Source organism: Acinetobacter sp. TGL-Y2, assembly GCF_001612555.1.
GTDB lineage: Bacteria > Pseudomonadota > Gammaproteobacteria > Pseudomonadales > Moraxellaceae > Acinetobacter.
In genome coordinates this window covers 179,363-204,223 of the sequence record NZ_CP015111.1, presented here as the reverse complement: position 1 = coordinate 204,223, position 24,861 = coordinate 179,363, and the positions used below count along the sequence as shown (strand labels likewise).

37 protein-coding genes and 1 pseudogene are annotated in these 24,861 nt (G+C 33.1%); 32 read left to right on the top strand and 6 right to left on the bottom strand.

Translation table 11 applies throughout. The annotated features are described in order from the left end of the window. The first annotated feature begins 350 nt into the window (after positions 1 to 350). The 9 genes and pseudogenes from AMD27_RS17435 to AMD27_RS17395 all read left to right on the top strand — a co-directional run bounded on the left by AMD27_RS17435 (position 351) and on the right by AMD27_RS17395 (position 5,005). A complete protein-coding gene (locus tag AMD27_RS17435) occupies positions 351 to 728 on the top strand; it encodes a hypothetical protein (protein WP_067663849.1) in 378 nt (125 codons plus the stop codon). 13 nt (positions 729 to 741) lie between these two features. Continuing rightward, positions 742 to 1,281: a hypothetical protein gene (locus AMD27_RS17430; protein ID WP_150115849.1), complete on the top strand. Its 540-nt coding sequence runs from the start codon at positions 742 to 744 to the stop codon at positions 1,279 to 1,281. Positions 1,282 to 1,533: 252 nt separating this feature from the next. After that, positions 1,534 to 1,617 (top strand): annotated as a pseudogene (locus AMD27_RS19440) (hypothetical protein); the annotation flags it as partial. Between the two features lie 12 nt (positions 1,618 to 1,629). Further along, complete coding sequence (locus AMD27_RS17425; RefSeq protein ID WP_416202825.1) at positions 1,630 to 1,962, top strand: DNA-binding protein; 333 nt, start codon at positions 1,630 to 1,632, stop codon at positions 1,960 to 1,962. Between the two features lie 53 nt (positions 1,963 to 2,015). After that, positions 2,016 to 2,261: a toxin HicA gene (locus tag AMD27_RS17420; RefSeq protein ID WP_067663841.1), complete on the top strand. Its 246-nt coding sequence runs from the start codon at positions 2,016 to 2,018 to the stop codon at positions 2,259 to 2,261. A gap of 8 nt (positions 2,262 to 2,269) precedes the next feature. Continuing rightward, positions 2,270 to 2,593 (top strand): type II toxin-antitoxin system HicB family antitoxin, encoded by a 324-nt coding sequence (locus AMD27_RS17415; protein WP_067663836.1) that lies wholly within the window; start codon positions 2,270 to 2,272, stop codon positions 2,591 to 2,593. Between the two features lie 861 nt (positions 2,594 to 3,454). Further along, a complete protein-coding gene (locus AMD27_RS17405) occupies positions 3,455 to 3,787 on the top strand; it encodes a hypothetical protein (protein ID WP_150115848.1) in 333 nt (110 codons plus the stop codon). A gap of 93 nt (positions 3,788 to 3,880) precedes the next feature. Continuing rightward, on the top strand, positions 3,881 to 4,375 hold the full coding sequence (locus AMD27_RS17400; protein WP_067663826.1) for a hypothetical protein: 495 nt from the start codon (positions 3,881 to 3,883) through the stop codon (positions 4,373 to 4,375). A gap of 291 nt (positions 4,376 to 4,666) precedes the next feature. Next, entirely contained in the window at positions 4,667 to 5,005 is a 339-nt protein-coding gene (locus AMD27_RS17395) for a hypothetical protein (RefSeq protein WP_067663821.1), read from the top strand. Between the two features lie 65 nt (positions 5,006 to 5,070). Here the strand turns inward: AMD27_RS17395 and AMD27_RS17390 are convergent, their stop codons facing one another. Genes AMD27_RS17390 through AMD27_RS17380 form a run of 3 tightly spaced genes read right to left on the bottom strand, consistent with a single transcriptional unit; the run spans position 5,071 to position 5,848 of the window. Continuing rightward, entirely contained in the window at positions 5,071 to 5,274 is a 204-nt protein-coding gene (locus AMD27_RS17390; protein WP_067663818.1) for a hypothetical protein, read from the bottom strand. Between the two features lie 13 nt (positions 5,275 to 5,287). Beyond that, complete coding sequence (locus tag AMD27_RS17385; protein ID WP_067663816.1) at positions 5,288 to 5,677, bottom strand: type II toxin-antitoxin system death-on-curing family toxin; 390 nt, start codon at positions 5,675 to 5,677, stop codon at positions 5,288 to 5,290. Further along, entirely contained in the window at positions 5,678 to 5,848 is a 171-nt protein-coding gene (locus tag AMD27_RS17380; RefSeq protein ID WP_067663813.1) for an acetyltransferase, read from the bottom strand. Positions 5,849 to 6,689: 841 nt separating this feature from the next. Between AMD27_RS17380 and AMD27_RS17370 the strand changes: the two genes are divergently transcribed. After that, complete coding sequence (locus tag AMD27_RS17370) at positions 6,690 to 7,193, top strand: hypothetical protein (RefSeq protein ID WP_212846472.1); 504 nt, start codon at positions 6,690 to 6,692, stop codon at positions 7,191 to 7,193. Positions 7,194 to 7,264: 71 nt separating this feature from the next. Beyond that, positions 7,265 to 7,537, top strand: a complete 273-nt coding sequence (locus AMD27_RS17365; RefSeq protein ID WP_067663807.1) for a hypothetical protein — start codon at positions 7,265 to 7,267, stop codon at positions 7,535 to 7,537. A gap of 305 nt (positions 7,538 to 7,842) precedes the next feature. Here the strand turns inward: AMD27_RS17365 and AMD27_RS17360 are convergent, their stop codons facing one another. After that, positions 7,843 to 8,232, bottom strand: coding sequence for a hypothetical protein (locus AMD27_RS17360; RefSeq protein ID WP_067663804.1), 390 nt, complete (start codon positions 8,230 to 8,232; stop codon positions 7,843 to 7,845). Positions 8,233 to 8,388: 156 nt separating this feature from the next. On the opposite strand from AMD27_RS17360, the gene AMD27_RS17355 reads away from it, so the two are divergent. Genes AMD27_RS17355 through AMD27_RS17345 form a run of 3 tightly spaced genes read left to right on the top strand, consistent with a single transcriptional unit; the run spans position 8,389 to position 10,144 of the window. After that, on the top strand, positions 8,389 to 8,904 hold the full coding sequence (locus AMD27_RS17355) for a hypothetical protein (RefSeq protein WP_067663801.1): 516 nt from the start codon (positions 8,389 to 8,391) through the stop codon (positions 8,902 to 8,904). Positions 8,905 to 8,930: 26 nt separating this feature from the next. After that, positions 8,931 to 9,203 carry a hypothetical protein gene (locus AMD27_RS17350; protein ID WP_067663798.1) on the top strand — a complete coding sequence of 91 codons (273 nt, stop codon included), beginning with the start codon at positions 8,931 to 8,933 and terminating at the stop codon, positions 9,201 to 9,203. Positions 9,204 to 9,241: 38 nt separating this feature from the next. Then, complete coding sequence (locus tag AMD27_RS17345) at positions 9,242 to 10,144, top strand: hypothetical protein (protein WP_067663796.1); 903 nt, start codon at positions 9,242 to 9,244, stop codon at positions 10,142 to 10,144. Between the two features lie 266 nt (positions 10,145 to 10,410). Here the strand turns inward: AMD27_RS17345 and AMD27_RS17340 are convergent, their stop codons facing one another. After that, entirely contained in the window at positions 10,411 to 10,794 is a 384-nt protein-coding gene (locus AMD27_RS17340) for a hypothetical protein (RefSeq protein WP_067664117.1), read from the bottom strand. Between the two features lie 854 nt (positions 10,795 to 11,648). On the opposite strand from AMD27_RS17340, the gene AMD27_RS17335 reads away from it, so the two are divergent. From AMD27_RS17335 to AMD27_RS17250, 18 genes are all read left to right on the top strand, one after another. Next, positions 11,649 to 12,164 carry a hypothetical protein gene (locus AMD27_RS17335; RefSeq protein WP_150115846.1) on the top strand — a complete coding sequence of 172 codons (516 nt, stop codon included), beginning with the start codon at positions 11,649 to 11,651 and terminating at the stop codon, positions 12,162 to 12,164. 148 nt (positions 12,165 to 12,312) lie between these two features. Next, positions 12,313 to 12,636, top strand: coding sequence for a hypothetical protein (locus AMD27_RS17330; RefSeq protein WP_067663791.1), 324 nt, complete (start codon positions 12,313 to 12,315; stop codon positions 12,634 to 12,636). Between the two features lie 15 nt (positions 12,637 to 12,651). Continuing rightward, positions 12,652 to 13,188, top strand: coding sequence for a hypothetical protein (locus tag AMD27_RS17325; protein WP_067663788.1), 537 nt, complete (start codon positions 12,652 to 12,654; stop codon positions 13,186 to 13,188). Positions 13,189 to 13,259: 71 nt separating this feature from the next. Then, positions 13,260 to 13,787 carry a hypothetical protein gene (locus AMD27_RS17320; protein WP_067663785.1) on the top strand — a complete coding sequence of 176 codons (528 nt, stop codon included), beginning with the start codon at positions 13,260 to 13,262 and terminating at the stop codon, positions 13,785 to 13,787. Between the two features lie 343 nt (positions 13,788 to 14,130). Continuing rightward, entirely contained in the window at positions 14,131 to 14,610 is a 480-nt protein-coding gene (locus AMD27_RS17315; protein WP_067663782.1) for a hypothetical protein, read from the top strand. Positions 14,611 to 14,621: 11 nt separating this feature from the next. After that, entirely contained in the window at positions 14,622 to 15,167 is a 546-nt protein-coding gene (locus AMD27_RS17310) for a hypothetical protein (RefSeq protein ID WP_067663779.1), read from the top strand. A 273-nt stretch (positions 15,168 to 15,440) separates the two neighbouring features. Next, positions 15,441 to 15,851 (top strand): hypothetical protein, encoded by a 411-nt coding sequence (locus AMD27_RS17305; RefSeq protein ID WP_150115845.1) that lies wholly within the window; start codon positions 15,441 to 15,443, stop codon positions 15,849 to 15,851. 4 nt (positions 15,852 to 15,855) lie between these two features. Further along, positions 15,856 to 16,272, top strand: coding sequence for a hypothetical protein (locus AMD27_RS17300; RefSeq protein ID WP_067663773.1), 417 nt, complete (start codon positions 15,856 to 15,858; stop codon positions 16,270 to 16,272). 461 nt (positions 16,273 to 16,733) lie between these two features. Continuing rightward, entirely contained in the window at positions 16,734 to 17,006 is a 273-nt protein-coding gene (locus tag AMD27_RS17295; RefSeq protein WP_067663767.1) for a hypothetical protein, read from the top strand. A gap of 259 nt (positions 17,007 to 17,265) precedes the next feature. Further along, positions 17,266 to 17,925, top strand: a complete 660-nt coding sequence (locus AMD27_RS17290) for a hypothetical protein (protein WP_067663764.1) — start codon at positions 17,266 to 17,268, stop codon at positions 17,923 to 17,925. A gap of 22 nt (positions 17,926 to 17,947) precedes the next feature. Next, positions 17,948 to 18,613: a M48 family metalloprotease gene (locus AMD27_RS17285; RefSeq protein WP_067663761.1), complete on the top strand. Its 666-nt coding sequence runs from the start codon at positions 17,948 to 17,950 to the stop codon at positions 18,611 to 18,613. 243 nt (positions 18,614 to 18,856) lie between these two features. After that, positions 18,857 to 19,480, top strand: a complete 624-nt coding sequence (locus AMD27_RS17280; RefSeq protein ID WP_067663759.1) for a hypothetical protein — start codon at positions 18,857 to 18,859, stop codon at positions 19,478 to 19,480. 137 nt (positions 19,481 to 19,617) lie between these two features. Beyond that, complete coding sequence (locus AMD27_RS17275; protein WP_067663756.1) at positions 19,618 to 20,256, top strand: hypothetical protein; 639 nt, start codon at positions 19,618 to 19,620, stop codon at positions 20,254 to 20,256. Positions 20,257 to 20,419: 163 nt separating this feature from the next. Beyond that, positions 20,420 to 20,920 carry a hypothetical protein gene (locus AMD27_RS17270; protein ID WP_067663751.1) on the top strand — a complete coding sequence of 167 codons (501 nt, stop codon included), beginning with the start codon at positions 20,420 to 20,422 and terminating at the stop codon, positions 20,918 to 20,920. A gap of 309 nt (positions 20,921 to 21,229) precedes the next feature. Beyond that, positions 21,230 to 22,339, top strand: coding sequence for a hypothetical protein (locus AMD27_RS17265; RefSeq protein WP_067663749.1), 1,110 nt, complete (start codon positions 21,230 to 21,232; stop codon positions 22,337 to 22,339). A 273-nt stretch (positions 22,340 to 22,612) separates the two neighbouring features. Next, positions 22,613 to 22,888, top strand: coding sequence for a hypothetical protein (locus tag AMD27_RS17260; protein ID WP_067663746.1), 276 nt, complete (start codon positions 22,613 to 22,615; stop codon positions 22,886 to 22,888). A gap of 79 nt (positions 22,889 to 22,967) precedes the next feature. Further along, positions 22,968 to 23,546, top strand: a complete 579-nt coding sequence (locus AMD27_RS17255; protein WP_067663744.1) for a hypothetical protein — start codon at positions 22,968 to 22,970, stop codon at positions 23,544 to 23,546. 134 nt (positions 23,547 to 23,680) lie between these two features. Continuing rightward, positions 23,681 to 24,205, top strand: coding sequence for a hypothetical protein (locus AMD27_RS17250; protein ID WP_067663741.1), 525 nt, complete (start codon positions 23,681 to 23,683; stop codon positions 24,203 to 24,205). Positions 24,206 to 24,368: 163 nt separating this feature from the next. Here AMD27_RS17250 and AMD27_RS17245 read toward each other — a convergent pair whose 3' ends face one another. Further along, positions 24,369 to 24,824 carry a hypothetical protein gene (locus AMD27_RS17245; protein WP_067663735.1) on the bottom strand — a complete coding sequence of 152 codons (456 nt, stop codon included), beginning with the start codon at positions 24,822 to 24,824 and terminating at the stop codon, positions 24,369 to 24,371. Positions 24,825 to 24,861: the final 37 nt, after the last annotated feature.

The following is a 24,861-nucleotide window of genomic DNA, read 5'->3' as shown; positions in this document are numbered from 1 at the left end:
TCTATTTTGCCATGGAAAAAACAACCTATCGCACACGCGGTTTTTCGATTTCGTGGTCTTATAAATTAATAAATCTTTAAGTGACTTATCGCACAGGCGGTTTTTAGAAAGTGAATCAGCAGCTAGTCTGTTACTTCGAGGTGGTACATCGCACACGCGGTTTTTAGGCAAGTTGTCGGGAAACTAACTTGGGCTTAGTTTCGATATATCGCACATGCGGTTTTTATATACTTATAATTTTAAAAATTAGATACTTATGCGATAATTATAATAATGAATTACATGATTTAACTCCCAATATTTGCGGTATATGGTTATAATAAACCAAGTTAAAATAAAAGGCATTACAGATGCAAAATACAGTTTTTCAAATGGCAGATTTCAATAATGCCCCAGTTGTTATCGCTCTCCGTGGTGACAACACCGATACTCAAACTTATATTGATGATCTTGACCCTGCAGAATTGGCCATCAATATCACCAATGATCAAAATCAGCGAATTATGCTTTGGTCTCGACAAGCAACTACAGAGCAAGACCGCACTGCAGAACAAAATAAAGATGCAATCGTTTTTGATGTGGATGATCTACTCAATCACTTAAATGGTGAACAGGCTATCAAGAGCATGGGGCTTCATAGCAATCTCAAGCTATCTACTCCATATACGCCGAATGAAGTTTTTAAAATCTTCTTGGACGTACTCCAAAAACAAAGCTTGGCCATTTAAGGGGAAATGAATAATGAATAACTTCTCAATGATTCTTCACGACTATAAAACCTACTCACCATCAGGTGATCTCATTGGAATCTATATTCTGATGGCTGTTTTTATTATCTCCATCTTAGTTTTACTTTATTGCTTCTCATATCAAAAACACATGAAGGCTTTGAACCAACCTGTAAAAGAATTAGCTGATTCTGCGATTTGGTTGTTCGGTTCTGGATTAGCAATTTCTGGAATCCTATTACTCAGTATATCTGTCATGTCCTTCTCAAAAATTGATCTTGATGAGCAGATGTATGTCCGTAAATGGCAAGAACGAAATTTAGTAAATATTTTAGACTTTAATGAGGTCAATCCAACTTACAAAGCCAAAATCTTGGAGCTTGATGGCAAGATCAAACTCATGGAGAAAAAGGGCTACTTAAGCGGAGCCAATTACCGCTATATCAAAAATGAAAATAAGAAAATTAAGGAGCTTGAAGCTAAATTGGCGATCTTAGATGCAGAAAAACGAATTTCAGAACGTAATGAGGAAATTCGGCTTAAATTTCAATAAGCCGTTTCCCATGTTCCGGACTTCTATTCATAAAAGTGATTCATGGCCAACTTAATAAAGTGAGAAAAAATTACCTATGATTAAATCTCAAAAATTCAATGTATCAAGACCTACATTAGAAAGTGACTTAAATCCAGTTACAGATGAAATTAATGCGTTCTTCAAAAATTGCATATTCCTGCATAAATATGCCACCTATTCCTGTTCGTAACGTACCATGCATATTCTTATTCGTAATGAGCCACAAGATGAATAAATCACAAAACAGCAGAAGCACAATTTAAACTTAGATTACCAACAACATTAAAGTTAAAAATTGAGAATGAAGCTCAAGAATCAAGGCGTTCAATGAATGCTGAAATTTTGGAAAGACTTGAAAATAGTTTTAACTTCAAGAAACTAGATAATGATAGTGTACTGAAACCATATCAGCTTCTTGATCGTAAGAAAGAGCTATCAAATCGCTTTATCAAAGCTATAGAGTATTTTAATTCATCACAAGAAAAACAAATCAAATACACACACATTGCTGAACAATTAGGATATGAAACTGCTGAACTCTTCTTAGATTGGATACAAGGTAAAAAAGAACCATCTTTTCCCCAACTCCGAAAGATCGCAGAGCATTTGAAAGTTAATCAGTCTTGGCTTGTACATGGTGATGGAGAAATCAATACTTGAAAAATAGTATCACTATTGATACTATTTGCATATTGGAATCATTGAGCATTTGTATGGCTAATCTTGATCAACTTATAGAACAAATGCGTAATAATCCAAAAAATATTCGTTTTTCGGATTTAGTTAAGGTTTGCAAAGAGTATTTTGGAGAGCCAAGACAAACAGGTGGTAGTCACACCGTATTTAAAACACCGTGGCAAGGCGATCCTCGAATAAATCTTCAAGATGATGATGGTAAAGCTAAACCGTATCAGGTGAAGCAAGTTTTAGCTGCACTTGATAAACTTAAAGCATTGTGAGGTGGAAAATGGATAGTAAACAATATACTTACCGTGTTATGTGGTCAGAAGAAGATAATGAATACGTTGGTTTATGTGCTGAATTCCCATCATTATCTTGGCTTGATGCAGATCAGTCTAAAGCATTTTCAGGCATTGTTAATGTTGTTGCTGATGTTGTAGCCGATATGATCAGCAACAATGAAAAAGTACCAGTACCACTTTCAGAGAAAAAGTATAGTGGTCGTTTTGCGGTACGTGTTCCATCAATGGTTCATCAAAAACTAGCATTGGAAGCAGCAGAACGTGGTGTAAGCATGAATCGTTTAGTATCTGCAAAATTAGCGATGTAACCATTTCTAAGGATATGAGATTACTTTTTCATATCCTAGTGGTTCAAGAAGCAGGAATGACTGGTACGTTACGAACAGGAATAAGTGGTCGTTTTATCCAGTAATTTGCACAAAAATCGTCCAGCTTGCAAAATTATAAATATTGAGCATGTTGTTTCACCATCAGAAACAAGTTCTGGCTATAATTCTTATTTCGTCTGTGTTTGGTATTCTGACCAATAATATACAAAAACTAAATGCCAAAGGCCTGCATGATCTGCAGGCCTTTTTTTGCACGGAAATATCCGCACTTCAATTCTCGTACGCTGACGCTTCCATGTCCTACGCTCACGCTTTGGCCATAACCGCAATTTAGATCAAAATATTTCCCCGCTGCAGCATGGAAATATTTCGGCACCGAAAAAGTCTGCAACTTTTTCTATCAGCCGGTTTTTTCCATAAAAACCGGCTTTCCGCTTCGCTAGATTCATACAATTGGTTTCCTACCAATTGTGAAAACTACCAACCTTAATGCTTAAGCTTGTTGTTTTCGTGGCGCGGTTGACACCGCTAATCTCTGCGGCAGTTAATCCCCTATTGGCCCCTAATTCCCAATGCAAGCCCTAGCCTACGGCTACACCCGTTTTAAAGGACCACTCCGCTGACGCTCCAAAGATCATCTGCTTACGCCGATGATTTATTGTGTGCAAAAAGAAGATACTCGAATTTTAAAACTATCCTCATCCGACTGAATGATTTTGATTCATATTGGAAATTGAAAAGCAAAACAACATGATAACTATATATTACATATACTTACTTTATATATATGCGGTATATGTTTATAATTAATTATATATTTTAAGTGCGTAGATATTCAAAATGAATGAAAAAATTTCACCATATTCTATTGATGGAAAGTGCCATTACATGACAACAATCACAAAAACATCAGTGGACAAAAATGGCTTTACTCATAAACACCATACTTCACTCATGATTTGTACTGACAACCGTTACTATAATGAAAAAGATTTTTTAAAAGCTGTCACAGAAAAAATTAAAAGTGGCAATCATACCCCCTGTGACTTCGCACGTATTGAGGTTAATCCTCATGAAGAAGATTGGGAAATTGATGGCGTTAGAGCAGTTGATTGTCGCTTATTTTTCAATTGGTTAAGAGAAGAATGCAATTATATTCTTGTGACTTTTTAAGGTTTTTTAAATATATTTTCTTTAGTTACATAAGTTTACTAGCTATATATGTGGTATATGGTTATAATTAGTTATCAGCAACGGAGCTTAACCATGAAACTTATTACCGATAAAAAATCAATTAAAAAATTAGTGCAATCAATCACTCAAGAAAATTTGCATAAAGATGGTCTAATTGCTCAATTTTACAATAAAGAATATTTGATTCATGACTATGTTCATAACAAATTTCACAAAGAACTTTTTTTGGGTCGATTCAAAAACATTGATCAAGAATTGAGTGCCGAAAAAAATACAAAAAGTCTTGAGATCGGTCAGCTTGTTACATACACCAATGAATATGGTGTCGCTTTTTTGAATCATGAGATTCTTGGTTTTGATAATGATGCATCTTATGGCAATTATGTCTATTTAGATTTAAATTGTTACTGGTGTGCTGTACCAGTTGAGAGCATTACCCACCAAGAGGGTTATATGGGTCTAACTCAAGAAGACATCGATGGTATCTCGCCTGAATTTGAAAAAAATCGTATCCCTTTTGATCTTAAAATCCTGCGTCAAAAAAACGAAGCTGAATTTGCTGCTTAATTCACTAAAATGCGAATAGTTTGTTTAAAGGCTATTCGCATTTTTTTGCTTGATGAAATGTCCACTCCGCTGACGCTCCAGCACTCAAGCGCTTACGCGATTGAGTCTGTAATCAAAAAAGATATGCTCTAATTTTTAAATCATCTTTTCCCCGACTGGATTCTTTTGATTAAAATAGACAATTAAAAATCAAAACAAATTTTATATAAATATAACCATTAATTACATAAGCTTACTAGATATATATGCGGTATATGGTTATAATAATATTATCAACAACGGAGCGACAAAATGCTAACTACTCAATTAAAAGCAGATTTCAAAAAAGATTTAATGTTCAGTGGCTGGACTGATGTTTTAGGGTTAAAGCTCCAAAGCCGAGTAATGAATAAATCGACTCAGATCATTGGTGAAACAAAAGTGTTAAATAAAAAAATCCAAATTATCCTTTCAAATGGAGTCAACATTCAATTCATGACAGGGAATAAAATTGAATCGAAAATATATTGGGCTGGTGCTGTAAAAGATAGTTCTTTAGAAAGTAAAGTGACTGATTTTCTTGGATTACCTTTTGCCCAAGGTCGTCAAGCATACAGATCAATCATGGCTGTTGTGGCAAGTACAATTTGAAAATTGTCCTGATGGCTTAAAACAGAAAAAGAAGGCAATGCCTTCTTTTTCTGTTTTAAGCACTTCTATCTGTCTATTTTTATAATCAATGAACCAGTTCTAGATACTTCAATATTCTCTTTGTGTAAGGTTTGGTTCAAAATTTCGTGAAGTATTTCAGTATCACGTAATGGTTTATGTCCAGTATTTACAAGTTCACGGTTAATTCTCAATGACACAGTATTCAGAGCTTTTTCTTCTATATCACTTAATCTAAAAGTTTTTGACATATTTATCTCCTAACTAATCATTTGAAACATAAAAAGAATATAGAATATCTGCAAAGTCTGATTCCGAAATTTCACCAATAACCAAATCTCTCATTGCATCTGCCAATAATTCTTCATCTAGTTTTAATTCAAAATCGTTTAAAGACAAATATTCCAACGCTACTGCTAAACCTGTACGTTTATTTGCATCAGATAAAGCATGAGCTGTTGCAATACTAGATGCATATTTCGCTGCTATTTCGAAAACGTCATCCAATCCTTGATAATGAATGGCGGTATCTATGCGAGATAAAGCACCTTGTAATTTTCCTAAATCCGCAGTTCCTTTCATCCCCTTACCAGTTGAAAGAATAATAGTGTTGATTTGAATTACACGCTCGAAAGGAAACTGTACTAAATTCATTTACATATCTTCCAAACGTTTGAACGTTTTTTGGTGACGCATTAAAACTAATTTAGTTTCAGATTTAACAATTTGCTCACCTTCTTTTCCGCTTAGATTAAGCTCTTTGGTTGCTTTGATCTTTGGGCGAGAAACGATAGTAACACCATATTTTTTATTTGAATTTTCCATATATGTATCCTCAAAAAAGCCTACTGAATATGTTGATTATATCAATTGATGTTAATGACAGTCTTTTTTAATCGTGAGTATTTAAAATTCGAAATACACTGAACCTCTGAAACCACCACTGGTATTCCAGAAATGATTATCTTACGATTTTTTCCTTTAGCTTTATGCACCACGATTTTTGCTTTGTCTAATTCCAAAACATCCGAAGCACGAACAGTATTAAAACCGAATACTTGAGGTGCTACATTTTCGGCACGTAAATTTTTAGCTGCTTCAACTAGATCAAAAAATTGATCACTATAGTCCGATTATTTCTTCCAATTTATTTAAAGTATCAGAGTCAACATTAGCCAACTCATTACGAAATAGGTGTTTGAAAAAAGCAACTTCTGCATTGCCCAAAGATGATGCTGTAACACAGAGGTTCTTTGTTTCACTTTTTTTTGAAAGCAAACTTTCGAATGTTTTCGTTTTCATTGTGAAAAGTGGCATTTCTTATACCTAAGTTGCTGATTTAATAAATATATTATAAACCAATACCATATTTTATAATGTGTATTATTGTAATTTATCTATAAAAATCATAATGTTACAATCTTTTTTTTAAATCCCTTCCGCTTGCGCTCCAATACTCAACCGCTTACACGGTTGCGCCTGCAATCAAAAGAATGATGTTCGCATTTTTAAACCATCCTTGCCCGACTGAATCCTTTTGATTTAGATAGGAAATTGAAAAGCAAAAACAAATTTAATTATGAATATAACTTTTAATTACATAAACTTACTAGATAAATATGCGGTATATGGTTATAATTAGTAATCAGCAACGGAGCTACAAAAAATGAATAATTCAAAAGTTAAAAAACTTGATCTTGGTATTGGTTTTATGGGTGGTTCACCTACAGTTTATGCGCGTAATGTAATGGAACATGGCGATTTTGCTAAGGTGTGTAGCTTGACTGGTAGTTCTTATAATGCTTTAGAAGACAACGATAAAATCTTGATTGAAATGCGAAAAAATTTCAATACCGAAGCATATTTAAAAATGGTTAAAGATTTTTTATTGGGTATCAACTCAACAATAACATTTGCCAATGATTGCCCAACGGGAAACTTTATTGAACCTACAGCAGTTCTTGAAAAAGCAGAAAGCTTGTACGTATTAATGAGTTTTGAAAAAGAAGCTATTTTAATTAACCCTGCCATTTTGCATCGTATTTATCTGAGTGCTTTGAAAAAAAATGAAGATCCTTATGGAATTCCGCTTGATTTCCGATATGAAATTGAATCAGGTAATTTATATCCATATTTTCAAGTTTACCGCGCAGTTTCAGAATTGGTTTAATTGGCTCTACACAAAAAGTTGTGTAATATCAGGTTGTAGAACGTAGTAAAAATTTATAGTGAGTTCTAAAAATGCAAAAAATTACGGTTTTAGGGAAAAAAATGACTTTGCCTTTACCTTTTCGTACAAATTCAGAGCTTGGAACTTCTGACTACAAGATTAAAATTCCTAAAAAATCTAAGTTGCTTGGAGCTGGTGTTTCTAAAGATCAGTTCTGCCAAGAGGTAGCAAAATATTTTAATGATGATTATTCGTTAAATGGTCTTGAAACTTTTAGCCGCAGCAGTTGGGTTTCAAAACGCGGATATTTATTCCTCTCTGTGACCACCGCGCTTTCAAATTAAATGTTATTTGAATTGCAAAGCCTGTATTTATTACAGGCTTTTTTTATGCGCAGCGCCCCCGCTTACGCTCCTATGCCCATCGGCTTGCGCAGATGGTCTTATGTAATCATCAAAGGAATGCCTAAAATATTTTGGTTTTTGAATCTAATCGAAGGTATCTATCTAATTTTTTCTTGAAAAGCAAACCATTGCGCTCTTTGGTATTTAACTGATTAAAAGAACACGGCGCTATATTTTTTTCGAATAATAAATAAAAAAAAGAGAGCTGCAGCCCTCTTAAGTATTTTGGTTTTGGAATATACCTTTTATTTATCCAAGTAAGATATAGAGCCAAAATAGTCTTTTTCCTTCTCATTCAAGTTGTTCTTTGAACCAGCTGTAATACATTTTCCTACAGATGAAAGAAAGGCTGTTCCTGTAATATTTGCAAGATAATGATCTGCAGTACCATGGCTGTATGCGAGGCCCATCTTTTCAGATGCATCTACACCATTTTTATAACCTTTGTGAAATGCCAGTAAAAGAGACATTGCAACTTGATGATTACCGCGAATGACTGGAAATACTCCATACTTTCGATCATATACAAATGGCTTGGTCAGATCAGCCGACTCTAATGGCTCCGGTAATGACATACCAGCATCACACATTTTGTACCAGATTGAGTCTGTAATCCATTCAGGTTTATTTAGCACAATTAAAAATCCTATAAATATTATACTTTCAACTTTAAATTAAAATCTTTTAAACATGATGCATTATATCACTACAACAATTGGCGGTATATGTTTATACTGTTGATTGTTTTGTACTTTATCGTTGTTGGGATAGAAAAAAGAGATGTTTAAATCATGGGTTTGATAATCAATACAGGGATACTAATTTTCTTAGCAATTTTTATTTTCTATGCAATTAAGCAACACATTTACTTAATTAAAGTTAAAGCGATCTGGGATTCTTTGGAAGATGTTGAGCAAGCACAATACACTTTTTTAAAAGATGAAAATTCAGGAAAATTCTTTGGCATTTTATTGGTGAGCATTAGTGCCTTACTCATTCTGATTGGAACCCTAAAGACAAACAATAATTTTGCTGATATTGCCTTTGGTCTAGAAGAAGTACCAGCATTCACAATGCTATTCTCAATGATCACGATTACATTGATTCCAATTCAAATGATGACTAGCAAAAAACATAAAGAAATTGTGAAGTCATACGTTGATTATAAAAAGACGAGCATTGAAAAAGGTCAGAAAGAGCTGCTTAATCAATTATCAATGTGGCATGGTTTAGCTTGGTTCGGGGTTTATTCTACATTTGCAATGAATCTAATCTATATGTGCTTTCATCAATATTTTATTTTTTAGGTTATTCGAAATAGGTACTGGAATTAATGAAATCTACTCACCCCCAAATTAGAATTGTTTGTCCTGAATGTGAAGGTCAACTGGCTTTATGGCAAGAAATGGCTATTGTATATTCAAGGAAGATTGACCCTAAAACTGGTGATATTAAACCTAGAATAACAAAGTCAGAAATTGAAAGTACTGATCTTCATGGGCTTAAGTGTACAGTTTGTGATTGGAATGCGTCTTCTAACGATTTCAGTGAAGAAGCACAAGAAATTTCCGAAATGATTAACCAAGATCAATTTGAGATCAAATGATTGCTGTAAATCAGCTGCCAACTAGAATGAGAACGTAAATGGAACCTTTTCTTTTTAATTTTTGTAAGGAATCAAAGCAGTTAAGAGAAAAAGTTAATAGCACTCACGGAATTTCACTTAACCGCGCTTATCGTGTCTATCATCTTGATAATTTAATAGATTTCAAAGTAAATGATTTAGGCGAAGAACGATTGAAAGACCATCAACGTTTTGCGAATGATCTACATACGATTTCTATGAATCTTGAATTTGCAAATTCAAATCATATTGAGATATCTGCAGACGCAGAGTTATTTAATTTTATTTCTAGATTAGATTTAGTCGTTAATAGATTGAATCAGGTCAAACCAACGAAATACACCGCAGCCGGTAGAGCTGTTATTGATGTTCTGGAGTGGCGACAACGACAACGTAACAAAGTCGCTTTAAATCTATTTTTTATTATCGCCCTAATATTAAGTTTTATTTACTTTTCTGGTAAATACACGGCGCTTAATGTCCCTTCGTTATCTGGTTCATTTGGCATTATCGGTACTGCTCTATTGGGGGGCGCTGCTGCCATCTGTCTACTGACCAGTACAGGTCACATATTACAGAAGGACCTGAGCTGCTTTGTTCGTAAAGATGAGAATGTAGACATTGAATTAGCAAAACAAAAAAATAGCTATTTCCCACTTCCGATTGATGTAAGTAACAATCAATATTCAAAGATGATGAACAAGTCATTAGTAATGGCTCTATTTATTCCTATATTTGCGCTCTATACGATGCCTTCAAGCAAGTTTTCACTCATCCCATGGAAAAGTATCGACTCTTGGGTTACATGGGTCTATTACGCGACTACAGGGCTTATTCTGATTATTGTAGGCAAGAAGTTATACCCTAGTGATAAGAACGGCGATAAAACGCTTCAAAAGAGTTATGTAGGATTGAGTCTCTGATTTATATTCGTGCTAGAAAGTCTTTACTTTTTTCGATTATTTGATTTTTTTGACCTAATTCGCTTCTGTTTATTAGGTCTTAATCCAATATTTACCATGAGGTTTGATTGTTTTCTGGCACTTACGGCATCGCCTGACTTCAACACCTTTAATCATTACAGAAACATCCGCATGAGTAGGATGAGTAGGATGAGTAGGATGAGTACAATAACCGAATGCCTTTCTACATTTGCACCATAACGTAATTAATAATTTCATATTAAAATTTACTTACCATGAGAACGAATCGCTTCTTCTGCAGAATCAAAAATTTGATCTTCATTTTTGAACTGATCTAAAGACAATAAATTTTGCATTTGTGCCATGCGCAATCTAAAGTTGTTATTAATTAAATTTTCTTTTTTCCCCAAGATTAACCAGCCTGCACAAATTTTTTCAGTGTTAAGTCTTGCATCCAGTAGATTTTGCTCTAATTGATCAATATTATATTTTTTATAAAGCTCTTGTTTGTAAGCTTCCAGTTCAGGACCACTTTCAGAGTCAAAAAATTCCAACTCGTTTTCAACTTCTTCCATGGCCTCATTATACTCAATACGCGCATCATTATTTGTCGTCTTATGGCACGGGAAAAGCGAATCATCATGAGACATATCTCGAATGATGCCTGCAATTCGTTCAGGATGTAAATAAGACTTCCCTTTTTTAAAAGGGCAATCCTTACATGCAGCTTTAAGCGCAAATGGATTTTTATCATTGGAACACATGGGCTTTCTCTAAAAAACAAACTATTAATAACTTCAACTTAACGTTCCTGAATACAGATAGAGCTAGACCTAACATTTTATAAGCCAAATCTGGATTGTAGCTATAGGCAACACCTGAACCAAGCATACAGCCCAAAGTAAAAGCCATTGCAACTGTAAAAATAATTAAGGTATTTGTGTTCTAAGTTTTCTGGTTCATTTATTTAATTCTCCATAAAAATCAATCTAAGTTAAAAACCACATGACTTTCGAAACAACTTTTACAAGTCGCTTTTAAATCATTAGTACTGATTGAATTATATCACAAAATTAATTGCGGTATATGGTTATATTAAGACAACTGTGTTAAATTATTATATTCTTAATATCGTGTGACGTAGTTAAAAAATGATTGATAGCAAAATCAACAACTACTTTGGATTCACATTTTTTATAGATGAACAAGTTAGTAATTTTTATAACAGGAGAAAAGTGAATGATTAAAGACTCGAAAGAAAACGACATATCAAAAGTCGAAGATGTAGTTCTCGGTCTCCCTTATGACCCTGTACCGACAAGTGCAAAAAAAATGAATTTACCGAAAAAGAAGCAAAAAATGCAAAACGATTGCTATATGCATTGTTAATTCTTACTTTTGCTGGGTTTATTTACATGGCATTTAACGCATAATTCTTGTGCCGGAGTGAACAATGCGACATCAACTTATTAAACTTATTGACCTTACCAATACAAATTTTATTATGGGTAGTTTGAATGGGGATAAAGTCCTAAACTCATTAAGGTCTATGGTATGTGCTCAATCAAAAGTAGTTGAAATTTCATTCCAGCAAATGCAAGGCGTTGATGCCTGCTTTATTAGAAATAGTATTGCCACTTTTGCAAAATTGATGTGTGGCCAAACTGGTGTAATGGTTTCTGATGTAGAGAATATTGATGTCTCTGAAAACCTGATGTACGGCTTTAAGGCCAAAGATATGCCTTTACTGATCAAACACTCAGATGAATTGGCCACTGTCTTCTCACCCCTGCCTTGTGGCGTGAAAGATATCCTTTCCCACTCTTACACCCAGAATGAAACGACAACAGAGCAGATTGCCAAAAAGTTTGGTCTTTCTTCACCGAATGCCAGTGCTAAACTTAAAAAGCTTCATAAAAATGGATATCTGTTAGCTGAAAAGCGAGAAGCGCGTACAGGCGGATTAGAATACGTTTTTAAGCCTATTTTTAAGTGCAATAAGCTTAATTTCGAGATTTAGGCTCAAGCAAAAATACATTAAAACTAAGCAACAAAACACGAATAAACTTAAGTTTTTATTATGTTTTTTTGAGTAAATTTGATTGAAGGATTACCTTCTTAGATTTATAATGTGGTATATGTTTATAAGTAAACCAAAGGGAATTTATATGTATAAATTAGCAGACTGTGTAGAAATCAATCGTGAACACCCCACCACCTTTGGAATTCCAAGCGATGAAGAAAAATCAAAAGTGAAAGTTGGTGATTTTGTGAAGCTTAACTTCCTTTACAACAAAAGAATTCCAACACCACAAGCAGCTGGACATACATGCAATGCAGAACGTATGTGGGTTGAAGTTACTGGCATTGAGAATGGTCAATATAAAGGTGAAATTAACAACACCCCTTTAAACACTGATCTACACGAAAAAATGGTCGTAGATTTTGAGTTAAAACACGTTTGCAGTATTGAATTTAACAAAAAATCTTAACTTTGGTTTTTAAAAATGAGTAATCTTTTTAATTCTATTCGAGTATTTAGCGCACTCACCTCATTTGATTTGAATAAGCTAAATACTGCAGGCTTTAAAAAACCGCTTCCAGAACAGAATGATTTGGAAAAACAAATTGTTATTCTTGAACGCAAGAATAACAATCCGGTTTCAAATGCCGAATTTAAGCATTTATTCAATGATAAAGTTTCTAAAGCATTGTTTGTGATTGACCCAAATAACGCATTAAGCGCAAATATTTTTATCGATGGCAAAAGCTTCTGTGTACACATGGAACAATTGCCAGATCATACCTATGATCTATTTAAAAAAATTCATCAAGCTTTTGTGTCAAAACTGGTTATTCAAAAAGGCAGCGAAGAATTTGCAAGCATTGAATTTGCTCAAACCTTATTTATGTTTTTGTTGAAAAACAGGAGTGATCTACATCGCAGTCTTAAGCTAAGTGATCTGGAACTCAAAGATCAATTGAATATCTGGGTATCTGTTTGGAATAAAAAAGCGGAACAGCATCGACCATTGATGAGTTAAACTCATAATATTTCTAATTTACGATGTTATATATCCTATTATAAGTTGCATAACACTAATTGAGGTTCACCATGACTATATTTTCAGATAAAGAAGATATTTATATCAAGCCTTTTAAGCAAACTGAGTTTTCTAAAACAATTGATAAGTTAGTTTTTTTAAGCTTGTTTACAATAGGTATTATTGTTTTTCTGTGCATTTTAGATATTTTTTATCTTGATTATAATATTGGTAAAAAACTCTTTTATTTTAACGAACCTTATTTGATGATTTTCACTGTAGCCAGTATCTTAATTTCAGGAATTGGCGTATGGAATGGTACATTTGAAAGAAATAAACTTAGCGAAAATAATACTTTTGAACTAATTAATGATCTTCGTGGAAATAAAGTAAAAAATACTATTTTAATGATAATTAAAGATAATGGAAAAATAACAAAAAAAGAACTAATAAACCTTTCTACCGAAATGAAAAATGAACTTAAGGAACTTCAAGAAAATGCGTTTCAAGAGATGATTAATTTGGAGAAAACTATGGCCCTTATTAAAGAATTAGAATGGGACCTATTGGTAATTCGCGGAAATTTAGCAAGAATTTAAATTGGTTATTAATTAAAATCTTAGAACCTTCACAGATTAAAGTGAATTGCTATTTTTTTTCACAGCATGTGCAATCAGCCAATTAAGTATCACAGCATACAATAAAGATTCATACTGAGTAATTTATGCTTTAAAAATTAATGGTTTAATTTTGTCTGAATTAAATTTATTAAAAATAGTATGATTCTTTATTGTTTTTTCAATCTAATAAAATCAATTACTTGCGTTTAAGATTGGTATGATAATATTTTGTGCAATGACAGCATGATACATAATATAACTATCCTTGTTTGTGGTATATGGTTATATTCTAAATATAAATTATTCTTAAAGGACTGTTTCAATGGCACTTGCTGAAATTTCAAAATATACAAACTTTGATTTAAACATTCTTTTAGATGCCGATAAACGCTTTGAATTAGCCCGTAATACTTCTTCGAGTGTTACAGACTACTCTGAGAGCTATATTGCGTGGCGCTCAACTGGCAGCGAATTAGGACCAAATGAGCAAAACTCTTTTGGTCTTGGTGAAAACAAGGAAATTAAACTCTGTGTGAATAATCATGATCGTCTTATTTTGGTCAATAATATTGGCTTCAATGGTGTTGAAGTAAATGATTTAGAAACATTACCTGCAGGGACCTTTAAATTATTCGAATACATTAGTAAAATGTCAGAAGACAATGATGATTTCAAAATTATGTACAGTAAACTTTCTGATATCTTTTTAACTGATCGTGAGTTATTGAAAAACACACTACAGTTATCAAACGATGAACTTGCTTTTAAAGTTAGAACCATTGTCCAAAATTGTATTGCTTAAAGGCCCAGTAAATGATTCTTGGAAACTTTCAAGAGCTAACCAGTTTTAATCTACAAAGCTTGAAAGATAAGCATGTTAGAAATCAATTAGCTCAAGAATATCTTCTTGCAGCACAGGTAGAGGAAACAGAATCTATTACTTGCTGCATATTTTCACAAACCGGTATTGATCTACTCCCACAAGATCAGCTGGATTTAAATATCCCTGACGATGGAAATCTATTGCTACTTTTAGATCAAAAAAATCGATTACTCGTTATGATTGAACGTGGCAAAAGCATTGAAATCATGTGTATTGATCAAATTGAATTTGATTTATTTAAGCTCATTATTGATTTTGGAAATTACTGTGTATTTCGAAAATTAAATACCGAACTCTCAGCATACTGTGTGCTTTGCTTTACCAGTATATTTCTTAAAGAACGTGATCGCTTGGCAAGTTTAATGAATGAACCCGAACCCATGATAAAGGTTGCTTTTTCTGAGATGATTAATCAATTCTCACGGATTTTTAATCATTTAAATGCAGAAGAAAAGCAGAACCAATCTAAAAATTAAAGTTTAGAAGCATCTAAACCCGATTGGCCATAAAAAACCCAGATATTTTTAAGTATCTGGGTTTTTTACGATAGGCTGCGTATTATGATTTTATTCTAACCCATACTAAAACATTAACAAAATATTAATAAAACATTAATATTGATACATTAATATTAATTTACATTGTGCTATTATAAATAATAACTATTCATTTGGATAAACATGGGTATATTTGTTTTAATTATTTGCATTGTGTTTTGTTCTTTTTTTATCTTGTATGCAATACAACGCATGAATAGCAATTTATCGAGCAAAGGTGCTGGGAAACTAGAAAAAGCCGCTGATTTATCACGCATAATTGCATTCACCCCCATGGTCCTTTTAAGCATTGCTATCCTTTTTGCAAGTTTTTTTAGTGAAACGAATTTTGCAAATATGCTTTTAAAGCCATCTGAACAAGTCGCTCTAGGTTATTGGCTCAATGGATTGATGATCTCACTTTTCATTCACTGCTTTACAGACTTTAAAGCACGAAAAACACTTGAAGCAGTCGATATGAATTTAAATTCATCACTACATCATTCACTATTTCGGAAAGCAAAACTATTTAATGACCTTAATAATTATTCATTAATTGCAGTAGGTTTTTCTATAACAGTGATTATGGTTATAAAAACCAATTTATTTTATTTTGGAACTTGATTTTATGTTCATCTATTATCTAATTTTGACATTGCAATTTATTTTCATAGCATTTTTTATTGGGTCTATCTTAGGCATTGGTATACTTTCGTTGGTTGAAAAAATAAAAGGTAGCAAAGATCATTTTTGGGGAGGAGCTGGGTTGTTAGCCGGTTATCTAATTACTGCAATTGGAACAGGTTATTTACTTTATTTTGATATACAGTCAGAAATTTCTAATAATAAATATATAGAATTCCGTGATTTTTCAGAAAATTCGAAAGACTCAGATGTTATACAGCTGATCAAAGGTGCTTCTGCAGATGGCAAAATTACAAGAATTGAATTTGAGAAAGTGAGAACTGCTTATGTTAAGTCAGTTAAAGAAAATGAACGAAGGAAATTGGCCGAAGAAGCTACAAGAATTAAAAGAGAACTTTAATTCTGATACCCTGCAAATGCAGGGTTTTTTATGTGCCGGTTTTTTTCCCTAAAAACCGGCAACCGCTCCGCTAGATTCATACAATTGGTCCCGTCCCAATTGTGAAAACTTACAAGCTTAACCCAAGGATTAAGCTTGTTGTTTTCGTGGCGCGGTTAACACCGCTAATCTCTGCGGCAGTTAATCCCCTTTTGACCCCAGACTCCCAAAACAAGCCCTAGCCTACGGTTACACCCGTTTTAAAGGGTCACTCCGCTGACGCTCCAGCGATCATCTGCTCACGCAGATGTCGCATTGAGGCCAGAAAGAAGATGCTCAAATTTTAAAAACATCCTCACCCGACTGAATTCTTTTGATCTAGATCGGCAATTGAAAAGCAAAATTACTATTTATTACATAAACTTACTTTTCACATTTGCGGTATATGGTTATAATTGAGTATCAAAAAAGGAAGCTAGATCATGAATACAATTAATATAACCGAATCAAATACACCAGTTGATACTTTTGCTGGATTACGTGAAATTGCATTCAAAACAACTTTAGGCGGTCATCGCCATGTTCCACATGATGAAAAGGAAAATACTATTTGTTTTACTGATGGAAAATTACGCTATCAGGTGGACTGCTTAGATAATAAAACTTTGCATTTTCGAAACGAAACGGCTGGCTTAGAGTTCTCACTTGACTGGTCGGTTGGCTCATTATTTTTTGAACGTTGCATATTGTCTTAATATTTCCTTGTAGAAGCATGTCCTGTACTGCTTTCTACAAGGCAGCTTCGCTTACGCTACTTTGGTCATTTGGCTGACGCCAATGCCCTTTTTTGTTTCCAGAGGGAATGCTTTCAAATAATCTGTTCATTGTAATCAAATCTAAATTACTCTCCCATTATTTTCTTAAAAGCATAAATAAACAATAATTTACAATAGTTTACTTTCAATATTTGCGGTATATGGTTATAATTATAATATCAACAACGGGGATGTTACGATGCCAAAATTCACAATTTCAAATCCATATCAAGCAATACACTTGGTTCAAGAATCACTTTTTAGTTCTGACTTTGTAGTGAACCAATATCTTAATTCTAATGGTTCACATTGTTTCTTAAAAAATGGCGTATTAAGCACTGAAAAAACTGCTTTTTTCCGTTCTTCTGCAGAAGTGCTTATCGAAGGTGTACTTTGTATCTTTACCTATGAAGTGCAGCAGCTATTTAAATTTGAACATGATGTAAATACAGGCTTTATTAAAATTAAGGCCAAATCTGGACAATTTGATCATGCGCGAGTTGTTGTAGAGCTTGATAATCAAGATGAATACTTACCAGTCTTTGATGAGATCGGTTTCGTATTCAACCAATTTTACAAACAAAATGCTGAATGTGAATTGCCTGATATCCTTAAAAATATGCTTACTGAAACATTGCTCAAGATTGAGTCTGCAATGTTGGCCAAACTGAATCGATATTTTGTATATTCAGTAAATTATCAACGTTTTAAAAAAATTGAAGACCAAATACGTGAAAAAGTGACCATCGAACAAGTTGAAGCTGGATGGGATGATTACTTAGCTATGAGCGTTGACCATAGTGCGAGTTTTTATATTTCAAGTTGCCTATATCCTGAAAAAAATGGGTATGCGGAATAAGTAACGGAAGGGTTTATAAAAAATGAAAAGGCTCTTTTTAGCTTCACTTTTAGCTATTATTCCCACAGTAGTTTTTGCTGATTTAGATAATAGAAAACAAATAATGCAAGCCCCTCAAGCAGAATTTCAGCTTGCCATGGAGAAGGATTTCGCACGTTACATGTCAGATATGAAAACTGCCAAATTTTATATTGAGCCTGATGATCGTTCTAAGGCTATATTTGATCGAATTAAGCAACAAGCCATTAAACAACATCAACAAGCTAAAAGCTGGAATTGGGTGTTTTTTGGCGACCTCCAAAACCGCTTTAATGCTTTTGGTGGGTTATACGGAAAAGTAATCTTAGGAACTAATCTTTTTGATCAGGCTTTATTTACTGATGATGAACTTGCTTTCGTTATTGCACATGAAATTATTCATTCATTAAAAGATCATGCGCGTGAAAAATACAATCTTAATGATGGTTCAGCTGACTATATTGCTTTGGCCCAGAATGTAGAGTTTGAAGCTGATTATTTAGCTTTAGATTTACTTCAAAAGGCAAACTATGACCCAAAGAAAAGCTTGGGATATTTGAAAAAGATGCGGAACTTCTACGCATTACTTAAAGTGCAACAAGGTGGAGATAGTGCCAGTCATCCGAGTATTGCCATAAGATATGAGCGATTGCATGAACTATTAAAATAAGGCTCATAATAATTATTAACATGGCCCGCCCCGCTTACGCTTTAGAGCCATTTTGCTTACGCACATGGCTTTTTGTATTTGGGAATGTGGGTGCCAAATTATAAAAATCCTCACTGAGCCGAATGAACTCTCTTTTATTATTTATGTTTATTTAAAAGCAAAAAACATTAATAAATTACAATAATTTACTTAGTATAAAGCGGTATATGTTTATAATATATGTATCAGCAATGGAGTAAACTAATGAATAAACGTCCGATAAAAATCATACTTGAAGATATTTTTGAACTTAATATGCATGTATACAAAATTGATGGCCACTATGTAGATAGCAGTGATAATAGTCTTCCTGTAGATCGTGATGAACTGCCAGACGATATTGAATCTGGTGCTGATATTTTTATGCGTTATGCGCTAACAGATGACGAAAATAAATACATTTTTTTTGACTTCAATACAAAAATTTCAGTAACAGAACATAAAAATTCTTATCGTGGTGAATTTTATATGCTCGATGCATTTGGTAAGAGACGCTTTTTTGATGTCGTTCATCGTACAGATGTAAATCCAGAAAATTTAAGCAAAATAATAAATAATAATAATACGAGTCTTTACCAGTTTATTTTGACTTACTCTGATGGGGTTAAAACCTATAGTGTGCCAAGTGTTTTTAAAGATTCCAAAAGGAATAAATATAGCAAAGCAAATGCAAAAAAATTACATGAACGTATTATGGCAACAGTTGGTGACTGTAGTACTAGAACAGTTCAACTTGAATCAATTGTTAAGATAAATGAACTGATTTATTCAACATTCACTGAAATGTTTAAAGAACATTCTTATGTATATATTGATTGTCTATCTTAATTTTAATTCTTTTGAAATCATGATATGCCTGTAATTATTACAGGCATTTTTACAAAAAAAACAAAACCATTACAATAGCTTACATAATATATTGCGGTATATGGTTATAATAACAATATCAGCAACGGAGTAGTAAAATGTCAAACAATCTTCCCGCTATTAAATTTGGCGACCTTTTTGATTTAAATGTTTATATTGATCACATTGATGGTCATCATATTGATTGTAATATTGATGCAGATCGGGAAGAATTACCTGATGGCATCAAGTCACACGCTGAAAGTTTTATGCGTTATGATTTTGCTGATGATACCAAAGAACATGCTTACTTTGATAATGATGAAATTGTTCATCTTTCAGATGATTTATATAAGGGCGAGTTCTATACGATTGATGCTTTTGGTATCAAACGTTTCTTTGATATAGCCAGTTCAAAAAACGAAAATTATGAAAGTTTATTAAAAAAAATGGCAGATAAAGGATTTAAATATTATAATTTTTTTATCTCTTATTCAGATGGTGAAAGTTCATATAATGCACCCAGTATTTTCAAAGATTCGAGTTGCACCCCTGATGGGCTGGAAGATCGAATCATGCAGGCTGTAGCAAAAGCCAATGAATTTTCATTTTATGAAGATGAACAAAATGTAGCGTTCACAGTTAATAAATTAGCAGTGCATATTGAATCAGTAGTTGAAATTGAAGAACCTTTTTATCATGCGTTCGATGTCATGTTTAAAAACCATTCTTATGAGTTAGTAGGCAATTTGGAATGATCGAAAAGTAATACTAAATAGTATGTAGAAACTTTAAATAAGTTAAGATAAAAGCCTGTAAAAATACAGGCTTTTTTTATTTTAAAAAAATAAATTACAATAACTTACTTTAACAATATGCGGTATATGGTTATAATAAACCATCAACAATGGAGTTATAACTATGGGTAGTTCAAGTGTTCTTAATATTGTTCCCAAAAAACTTGGCAACAGCTACAGCATTAATGAATATTTTGGTTTGTTTAAAGAAGGCGTTATTTCAAGTGGTTTTGCATTTGAAAATCGCAAAAAGGAAATAAAACCACTTGTAAAAATCACACAAGCTCCACGCATTGAATGGGAAGTAGACGTAGGTTCAACTTTTTCTCGTATGCCTATTTATTTCACATCTCAACGATCAGTAGATGCTAAACAAGAAAGACGATGCCCTTTTTTATGGTTTGCTGATTCGCGGTTAGTTTCGAAATGTGATGTAGACGAAGAAACCTTTCAAATCCGATTGGACTGGGGTGGCGATTCACAAGAAATCCTTTATAAAATTGCTTTGCCATTTTTAAAGAATGGAAGCTTTAAAATCACATTTAAAGAAAATGATTGTTCTGATCACCCTGCCCTAGAATTAACAGAAAAAACAATTAAAGAATTTTTAACAATTCCAGCATAATTTTGGCTATAAGGAATAATGTTTGGAATAAATTATGTGTGAGTTCAGAAAATGAAGTTAACACAAAAGGGGTTTGTCTAGGCAAACTCTTTTTTTTGGCCGCCACGCTTGCGCTTTATAACCATTGTGCTCACGCAAATGGCCTTTGTTTTCAGGTAATAGGTGCTTCAAAAATATCAGTTCAATAAATTAAATAAACACTAACAACATATTGTTTTTAAAAGCAAAAAATACATTAAATTACATTAATTAACTTCATTGTTTTGCGGTATATGTTTATAATTATAGTATCAGCAACGGAGCAACACCATGAATTTAATTCAATTTCATATTTACCTATTTGATTTGTCTGCAGATCAAAAACAGCTTATTGAAAAACTGTTCAATGAAAAATTAGTAAAACAAGAAGAACGTGATGTTCTGTATCTATCAAGCGAAGATTTAAGCCCTAAGAAAAAAATTCAAGAACTCGCGCAGGAACATGCCCTTTCGTTAAATTTAAATTACATGGATGCTCAGCGTCATATTTATGGTATCGAACATTATCGAAATGGACAAAAAGAAGAAATTGAAGTTGATGATCTTGCTTATTATAAATTGACAGAAGAACTGTTAGATATTCATTATTTTGATGGCTTAGATGTAAATGATTCTGAATTTTTGAAAGCTGTAGCATCATGTTTGACGCATTACTCTTATCAATCTGAATTAGGAAATATTCAAGTCACATCAATATTTCAAAATGTTGTCAGAGCTTTGATTCAGGGACAAAGTGGCGAAGTTGTTTTAAGCCTTGATAAAGATACTGGTGTTGTTTCGGTTGAGTATGAAGGAAGAACTGTAACAAGTCCTGATATCCGTGGTGATGATGGGTTAGAAGTCTTTGAAAACTTCATTGAAGACGAAATTTTAGTTCTATTTGATAGTGAGCGTACAAGCATCTTACTGGGTGAAGCAAAAACTAAATTAGCAGACCCTAATTTTTGTTTTGAAAATGCAGAATTTGATAATATGGAATATGTTGAATTCAACTTAGAAGCACCTGATAATCCAAGTCAGGAAATAGGTTCACAGCTTTTAACCAATCAAACAGCAAGCTTCGAATATTGTGTACCTGTTTTTGCAAAAATGGGCGACCAAGAAGTACCTGATTTCCATACTCTAAATTTTTGGCTAAATTACAGAATCAAAATTGAAAGAAAGGCTAAAAATTACGTTGTAATGGTTGACCCAGCGACATGTGAAGATCAAATTTTATTGAGCCTTTCAGATTCAAGCACATTAATCGGTAACTTAAATGAAGAAGCCACAGCAAAATTTATTGCTGAAAATCTGATCTATGATCAGCGTATTGAATTAATGGTTATTGCCCAAGCCTATAAAGATTTAGCAAAAGAATTGAAAACTGTAAATTCTTAATGAAAAGAACATGGCATTCAAAATTAATTTGAATGCCATGTATTATTTAGTAGTTTTTCACTATTTGGCACTGCCCCGCTTACGCTAAGGGGTCATGTTGCTTACGCAAATGACTTTTGTATTCGGATAAAAGGGATATTTTTCTTATGCGCCTTCGCCCCGAATGAATTGAATATAAAAAATTAATATTTTAAAAGCATTTAATTACAATAATTTACTTAACATAATTACGGTATATGTTTATAATTATAGTATCAACAATGGAGTACTATAATGATTAATTCAACAGATGTATTTAATGCAGTTGCAGCACAACTTACTCAAAGTGGTTGGGTCACTCGAAATGACAAAGAAATTGAAAAACCAGTTAATGAAAAACAAACTTTGATTATGCGTGTTTGTGGAACTCAGATAGATATGCGTCTTTCACTGACAAGCAATTACACCAGTATTCATTTTAATGATCACTCCAAAGATAAACTTAACCAATCATCAAAATTAGTGATCAAGCAAATGGCATCTTTTGAACGAGATTGGCTTAACGCATAGTATAATTGCCATAAGGCCCTTAGTAAGTTAGACGGTACGCTAAGGGCCAATCGAGTATAGGAACAGAGTATTATTGCGTATGAGCAAATTTTTATTTTTAGAAAAAGAAAGTATCAGCGCAGGCATCAGTATTGCACTGCTAATTAATTTATTGATAGTCGTTTTATTTATTATCCCTTACTTGATATGTGTTTGGTTAAAAATGGAACCGCCTATCAGTACAGTAATCATTTTAGTGATGATTTTTAATATCAGCATATTCTCCAGCAACTTATTTAGAAGCATTGTCTTAATGGTTGCAAAAATGAAGACACGAAAATGGGATTGGGGAATGATCATCGGCTCACTTATCGCATTTTCTACTTTTGCGGGAGTTATGAATTACCGAATAGGCATCTTTCCGTTGGCACAAGAATATATAGGCCAAGGCATTCTAGTTTTAATTTTGTTTTCTGGCATGTTTGTTTCAAGCATCATTAGAAGACCTTTTGTATTTAATGATGAGTTACCTAATATTGTTCATGATAAAAACGATATAAAACGAAGTTCTAATAATTTCTTCATGTCAAAAAAACTGTATCTTGCCCTTCACTTTATTTATGGAGTGGTTGCATTTTCATTAGTCACATTGGTCATGCGCTTATTCATAATTCCATAAAAACTAAAAAGACCTCTATTAAATTATTAGAGGTCTTTTTTTATTCACATATTTAATCACATAACTTACAATAACTTACTATTAAATATGCGGTATATGGTAATATAAAATTATTAGAAACAGAGTTGCTGAAAATGAATCAATTCTTGAATTGGGCGAATAAAAATGGGATTACAATTCCTGAAAATACCGCCGTGAATGATATCACCAAGTTAACGATCTCAAATCCACACATCACAGAACTTCCTGAATCGCTCTCAGAGCTTAGTAAGCTATCTGAGCTAGAGATATTAGACTGTAATCGTTTAACGCTCATAGGCGATATTATAGAGCAGTTACCAAGCTTATTTAGTTTTACTGTTTGGAACTGTCCTTCTTTAATAAAGTTGAGTGATAAGATCAGTAAGTTGAAAAAACTACAGTTCTTGCACATCCGAACCTGTCATTCAATTGAGTTTCTCCCAGAAAGCATTTCTAATTTAGATAAACTACTAAGTTTAACAATCTGCGATTGTTCAAAGCTGCAAGAAATACCAGATAACCTTGGTAAGTCGCGCTTAAGAGAGTTGTTTTTATCTGGTTGCCCAAATGTTAAGTCCTTGCCTACTTCTCTTATGCAATCGGACTATCTAAGACTGGTCTTAGCACATAATAAATAAATCACAGGCCAAGGCCTGTTTTTTGTGGCCAGAGAGTGATTATCAGATATTTTAAAGTTTAGTCACCAGACTGATTGGGTGTTCTTCATATAGCAATTTTGAAAAGCAAAAAAACCATATTGATTGAACCAATATGGGAAGAATTAAATATTTAATTAGTAGTCTAGTAGTCTTTTTTTATTCGATTAACCACCATGTTTTGCCAATCTGGTAAATAATCAGAAACTTGAATTTGATTGCGATAAATAACGCCTAAATCTCCCATAAGGCTTGATAGATCGGGGTCTTTAATAACGACCCATTCATTTTGGTCATTAAGCACAAGATAGTCTTGGTTTTGAAATTCTTTAGAATCCTCATAATCTCTGATTTCTGGGGATTCAATACCATTTGAAATGATATCATTCGTATCATTCCATAACATTGCATCCATTTGTTTAAAGCTTAAGCCTGTTATTGGACAGGTATAAACAATAGAAAATTCTGAGTATGGAGCCTGATGTATTGTTTCAAACTCATGCGTAACAGTAAGTTTTTCGCCAAATAACTTTATGTCACGATTCGCCAATTCAATTGCTTGTGTTAGAGCAGTGATAAGCTTTTGCTGATTGGATTCCATAGTTTCTTCCTTAAAATATTTAAATACTTATTTATCA

Excerpts from the sequence above, each read along its gene's own strand:
- AMD27_RS17435 (WP_067663849.1), top strand. The coding sequence starts at position 351 with ATGCAAAATACAGTTTTTCAAATGGCAGATTTCAATAATGCCCCAGTT.
- AMD27_RS17430 (WP_150115849.1), top strand. The coding sequence starts at position 742 with ATGAATAACTTCTCAATGATTCTTCACGACTATAAAACCTACTCACCA.
- AMD27_RS17425 (WP_416202825.1), top strand. The coding sequence starts at position 1,630 with ATGAATGCTGAAATTTTGGAAAGACTTGAAAATAGTTTTAACTTCAAG.
- AMD27_RS17420 (WP_067663841.1), top strand. The coding sequence starts at position 2,016 with ATGGCTAATCTTGATCAACTTATAGAACAAATGCGTAATAATCCAAAA.
- AMD27_RS17415 (WP_067663836.1), top strand. The coding sequence starts at position 2,270 with ATGGATAGTAAACAATATACTTACCGTGTTATGTGGTCAGAAGAAGAT.
- AMD27_RS17405 (WP_150115848.1), top strand. The coding sequence starts at position 3,455 with ATGAATGAAAAAATTTCACCATATTCTATTGATGGAAAGTGCCATTAC.
- AMD27_RS17400 (WP_067663826.1), top strand. The coding sequence starts at position 3,881 with ATGAAACTTATTACCGATAAAAAATCAATTAAAAAATTAGTGCAATCA.
- AMD27_RS17395 (WP_067663821.1), top strand. The coding sequence starts at position 4,667 with ATGCTAACTACTCAATTAAAAGCAGATTTCAAAAAAGATTTAATGTTC.
- AMD27_RS17390 (WP_067663818.1), bottom strand. The coding sequence starts at position 5,274 with ATGTCAAAAACTTTTAGATTAAGTGATATAGAAGAAAAAGCTCTGAAT.
- AMD27_RS17385 (WP_067663816.1), bottom strand. The coding sequence starts at position 5,677 with ATGAATTTAGTACAGTTTCCTTTCGAGCGTGTAATTCAAATCAACACT.
- AMD27_RS17380 (WP_067663813.1), bottom strand. The coding sequence starts at position 5,848 with ATGGAAAATTCAAATAAAAAATATGGTGTTACTATCGTTTCTCGCCCA.
- AMD27_RS17370 (WP_212846472.1), top strand. The coding sequence starts at position 6,690 with ATGAATAATTCAAAAGTTAAAAAACTTGATCTTGGTATTGGTTTTATG.
- AMD27_RS17365 (WP_067663807.1), top strand. The coding sequence starts at position 7,265 with ATGCAAAAAATTACGGTTTTAGGGAAAAAAATGACTTTGCCTTTACCT.
- AMD27_RS17355 (WP_067663801.1), top strand. The coding sequence starts at position 8,389 with ATGGGTTTGATAATCAATACAGGGATACTAATTTTCTTAGCAATTTTT.
- AMD27_RS17350 (WP_067663798.1), top strand. The coding sequence starts at position 8,931 with ATGAAATCTACTCACCCCCAAATTAGAATTGTTTGTCCTGAATGTGAA.
- AMD27_RS17345 (WP_067663796.1), top strand. The coding sequence starts at position 9,242 with ATGGAACCTTTTCTTTTTAATTTTTGTAAGGAATCAAAGCAGTTAAGA.
- AMD27_RS17340 (WP_067664117.1), bottom strand. The coding sequence starts at position 10,794 with ATGTCTCATGATGATTCGCTTTTCCCGTGCCATAAGACGACAAATAAT.
- AMD27_RS17335 (WP_150115846.1), top strand. The coding sequence starts at position 11,649 with ATGGGTAGTTTGAATGGGGATAAAGTCCTAAACTCATTAAGGTCTATG.
- AMD27_RS17330 (WP_067663791.1), top strand. The coding sequence starts at position 12,313 with ATGTATAAATTAGCAGACTGTGTAGAAATCAATCGTGAACACCCCACC.
- AMD27_RS17325 (WP_067663788.1), top strand. The coding sequence starts at position 12,652 with ATGAGTAATCTTTTTAATTCTATTCGAGTATTTAGCGCACTCACCTCA.
- AMD27_RS17320 (WP_067663785.1), top strand. The coding sequence starts at position 13,260 with ATGACTATATTTTCAGATAAAGAAGATATTTATATCAAGCCTTTTAAG.
- AMD27_RS17315 (WP_067663782.1), top strand. The coding sequence starts at position 14,131 with ATGGCACTTGCTGAAATTTCAAAATATACAAACTTTGATTTAAACATT.
- AMD27_RS17310 (WP_067663779.1), top strand. The coding sequence starts at position 14,622 with ATGATTCTTGGAAACTTTCAAGAGCTAACCAGTTTTAATCTACAAAGC.
- AMD27_RS17305 (WP_150115845.1), top strand. The coding sequence starts at position 15,441 with ATGAATAGCAATTTATCGAGCAAAGGTGCTGGGAAACTAGAAAAAGCC.
- AMD27_RS17300 (WP_067663773.1), top strand. The coding sequence starts at position 15,856 with ATGTTCATCTATTATCTAATTTTGACATTGCAATTTATTTTCATAGCA.
- AMD27_RS17295 (WP_067663767.1), top strand. The coding sequence starts at position 16,734 with ATGAATACAATTAATATAACCGAATCAAATACACCAGTTGATACTTTT.
- AMD27_RS17290 (WP_067663764.1), top strand. The coding sequence starts at position 17,266 with ATGCCAAAATTCACAATTTCAAATCCATATCAAGCAATACACTTGGTT.
- AMD27_RS17285 (WP_067663761.1), top strand. The coding sequence starts at position 17,948 with ATGAAAAGGCTCTTTTTAGCTTCACTTTTAGCTATTATTCCCACAGTA.
- AMD27_RS17280 (WP_067663759.1), top strand. The coding sequence starts at position 18,857 with ATGAATAAACGTCCGATAAAAATCATACTTGAAGATATTTTTGAACTT.
- AMD27_RS17275 (WP_067663756.1), top strand. The coding sequence starts at position 19,618 with ATGTCAAACAATCTTCCCGCTATTAAATTTGGCGACCTTTTTGATTTA.
- AMD27_RS17270 (WP_067663751.1), top strand. The coding sequence starts at position 20,420 with ATGGGTAGTTCAAGTGTTCTTAATATTGTTCCCAAAAAACTTGGCAAC.
- AMD27_RS17265 (WP_067663749.1), top strand. The coding sequence starts at position 21,230 with ATGAATTTAATTCAATTTCATATTTACCTATTTGATTTGTCTGCAGAT.
- AMD27_RS17260 (WP_067663746.1), top strand. The coding sequence starts at position 22,613 with ATGATTAATTCAACAGATGTATTTAATGCAGTTGCAGCACAACTTACT.
- AMD27_RS17255 (WP_067663744.1), top strand. The coding sequence starts at position 22,968 with ATGAGCAAATTTTTATTTTTAGAAAAAGAAAGTATCAGCGCAGGCATC.
- AMD27_RS17250 (WP_067663741.1), top strand. The coding sequence starts at position 23,681 with ATGAATCAATTCTTGAATTGGGCGAATAAAAATGGGATTACAATTCCT.
- AMD27_RS17245 (WP_067663735.1), bottom strand. The coding sequence starts at position 24,824 with ATGGAATCCAATCAGCAAAAGCTTATCACTGCTCTAACACAAGCAATT.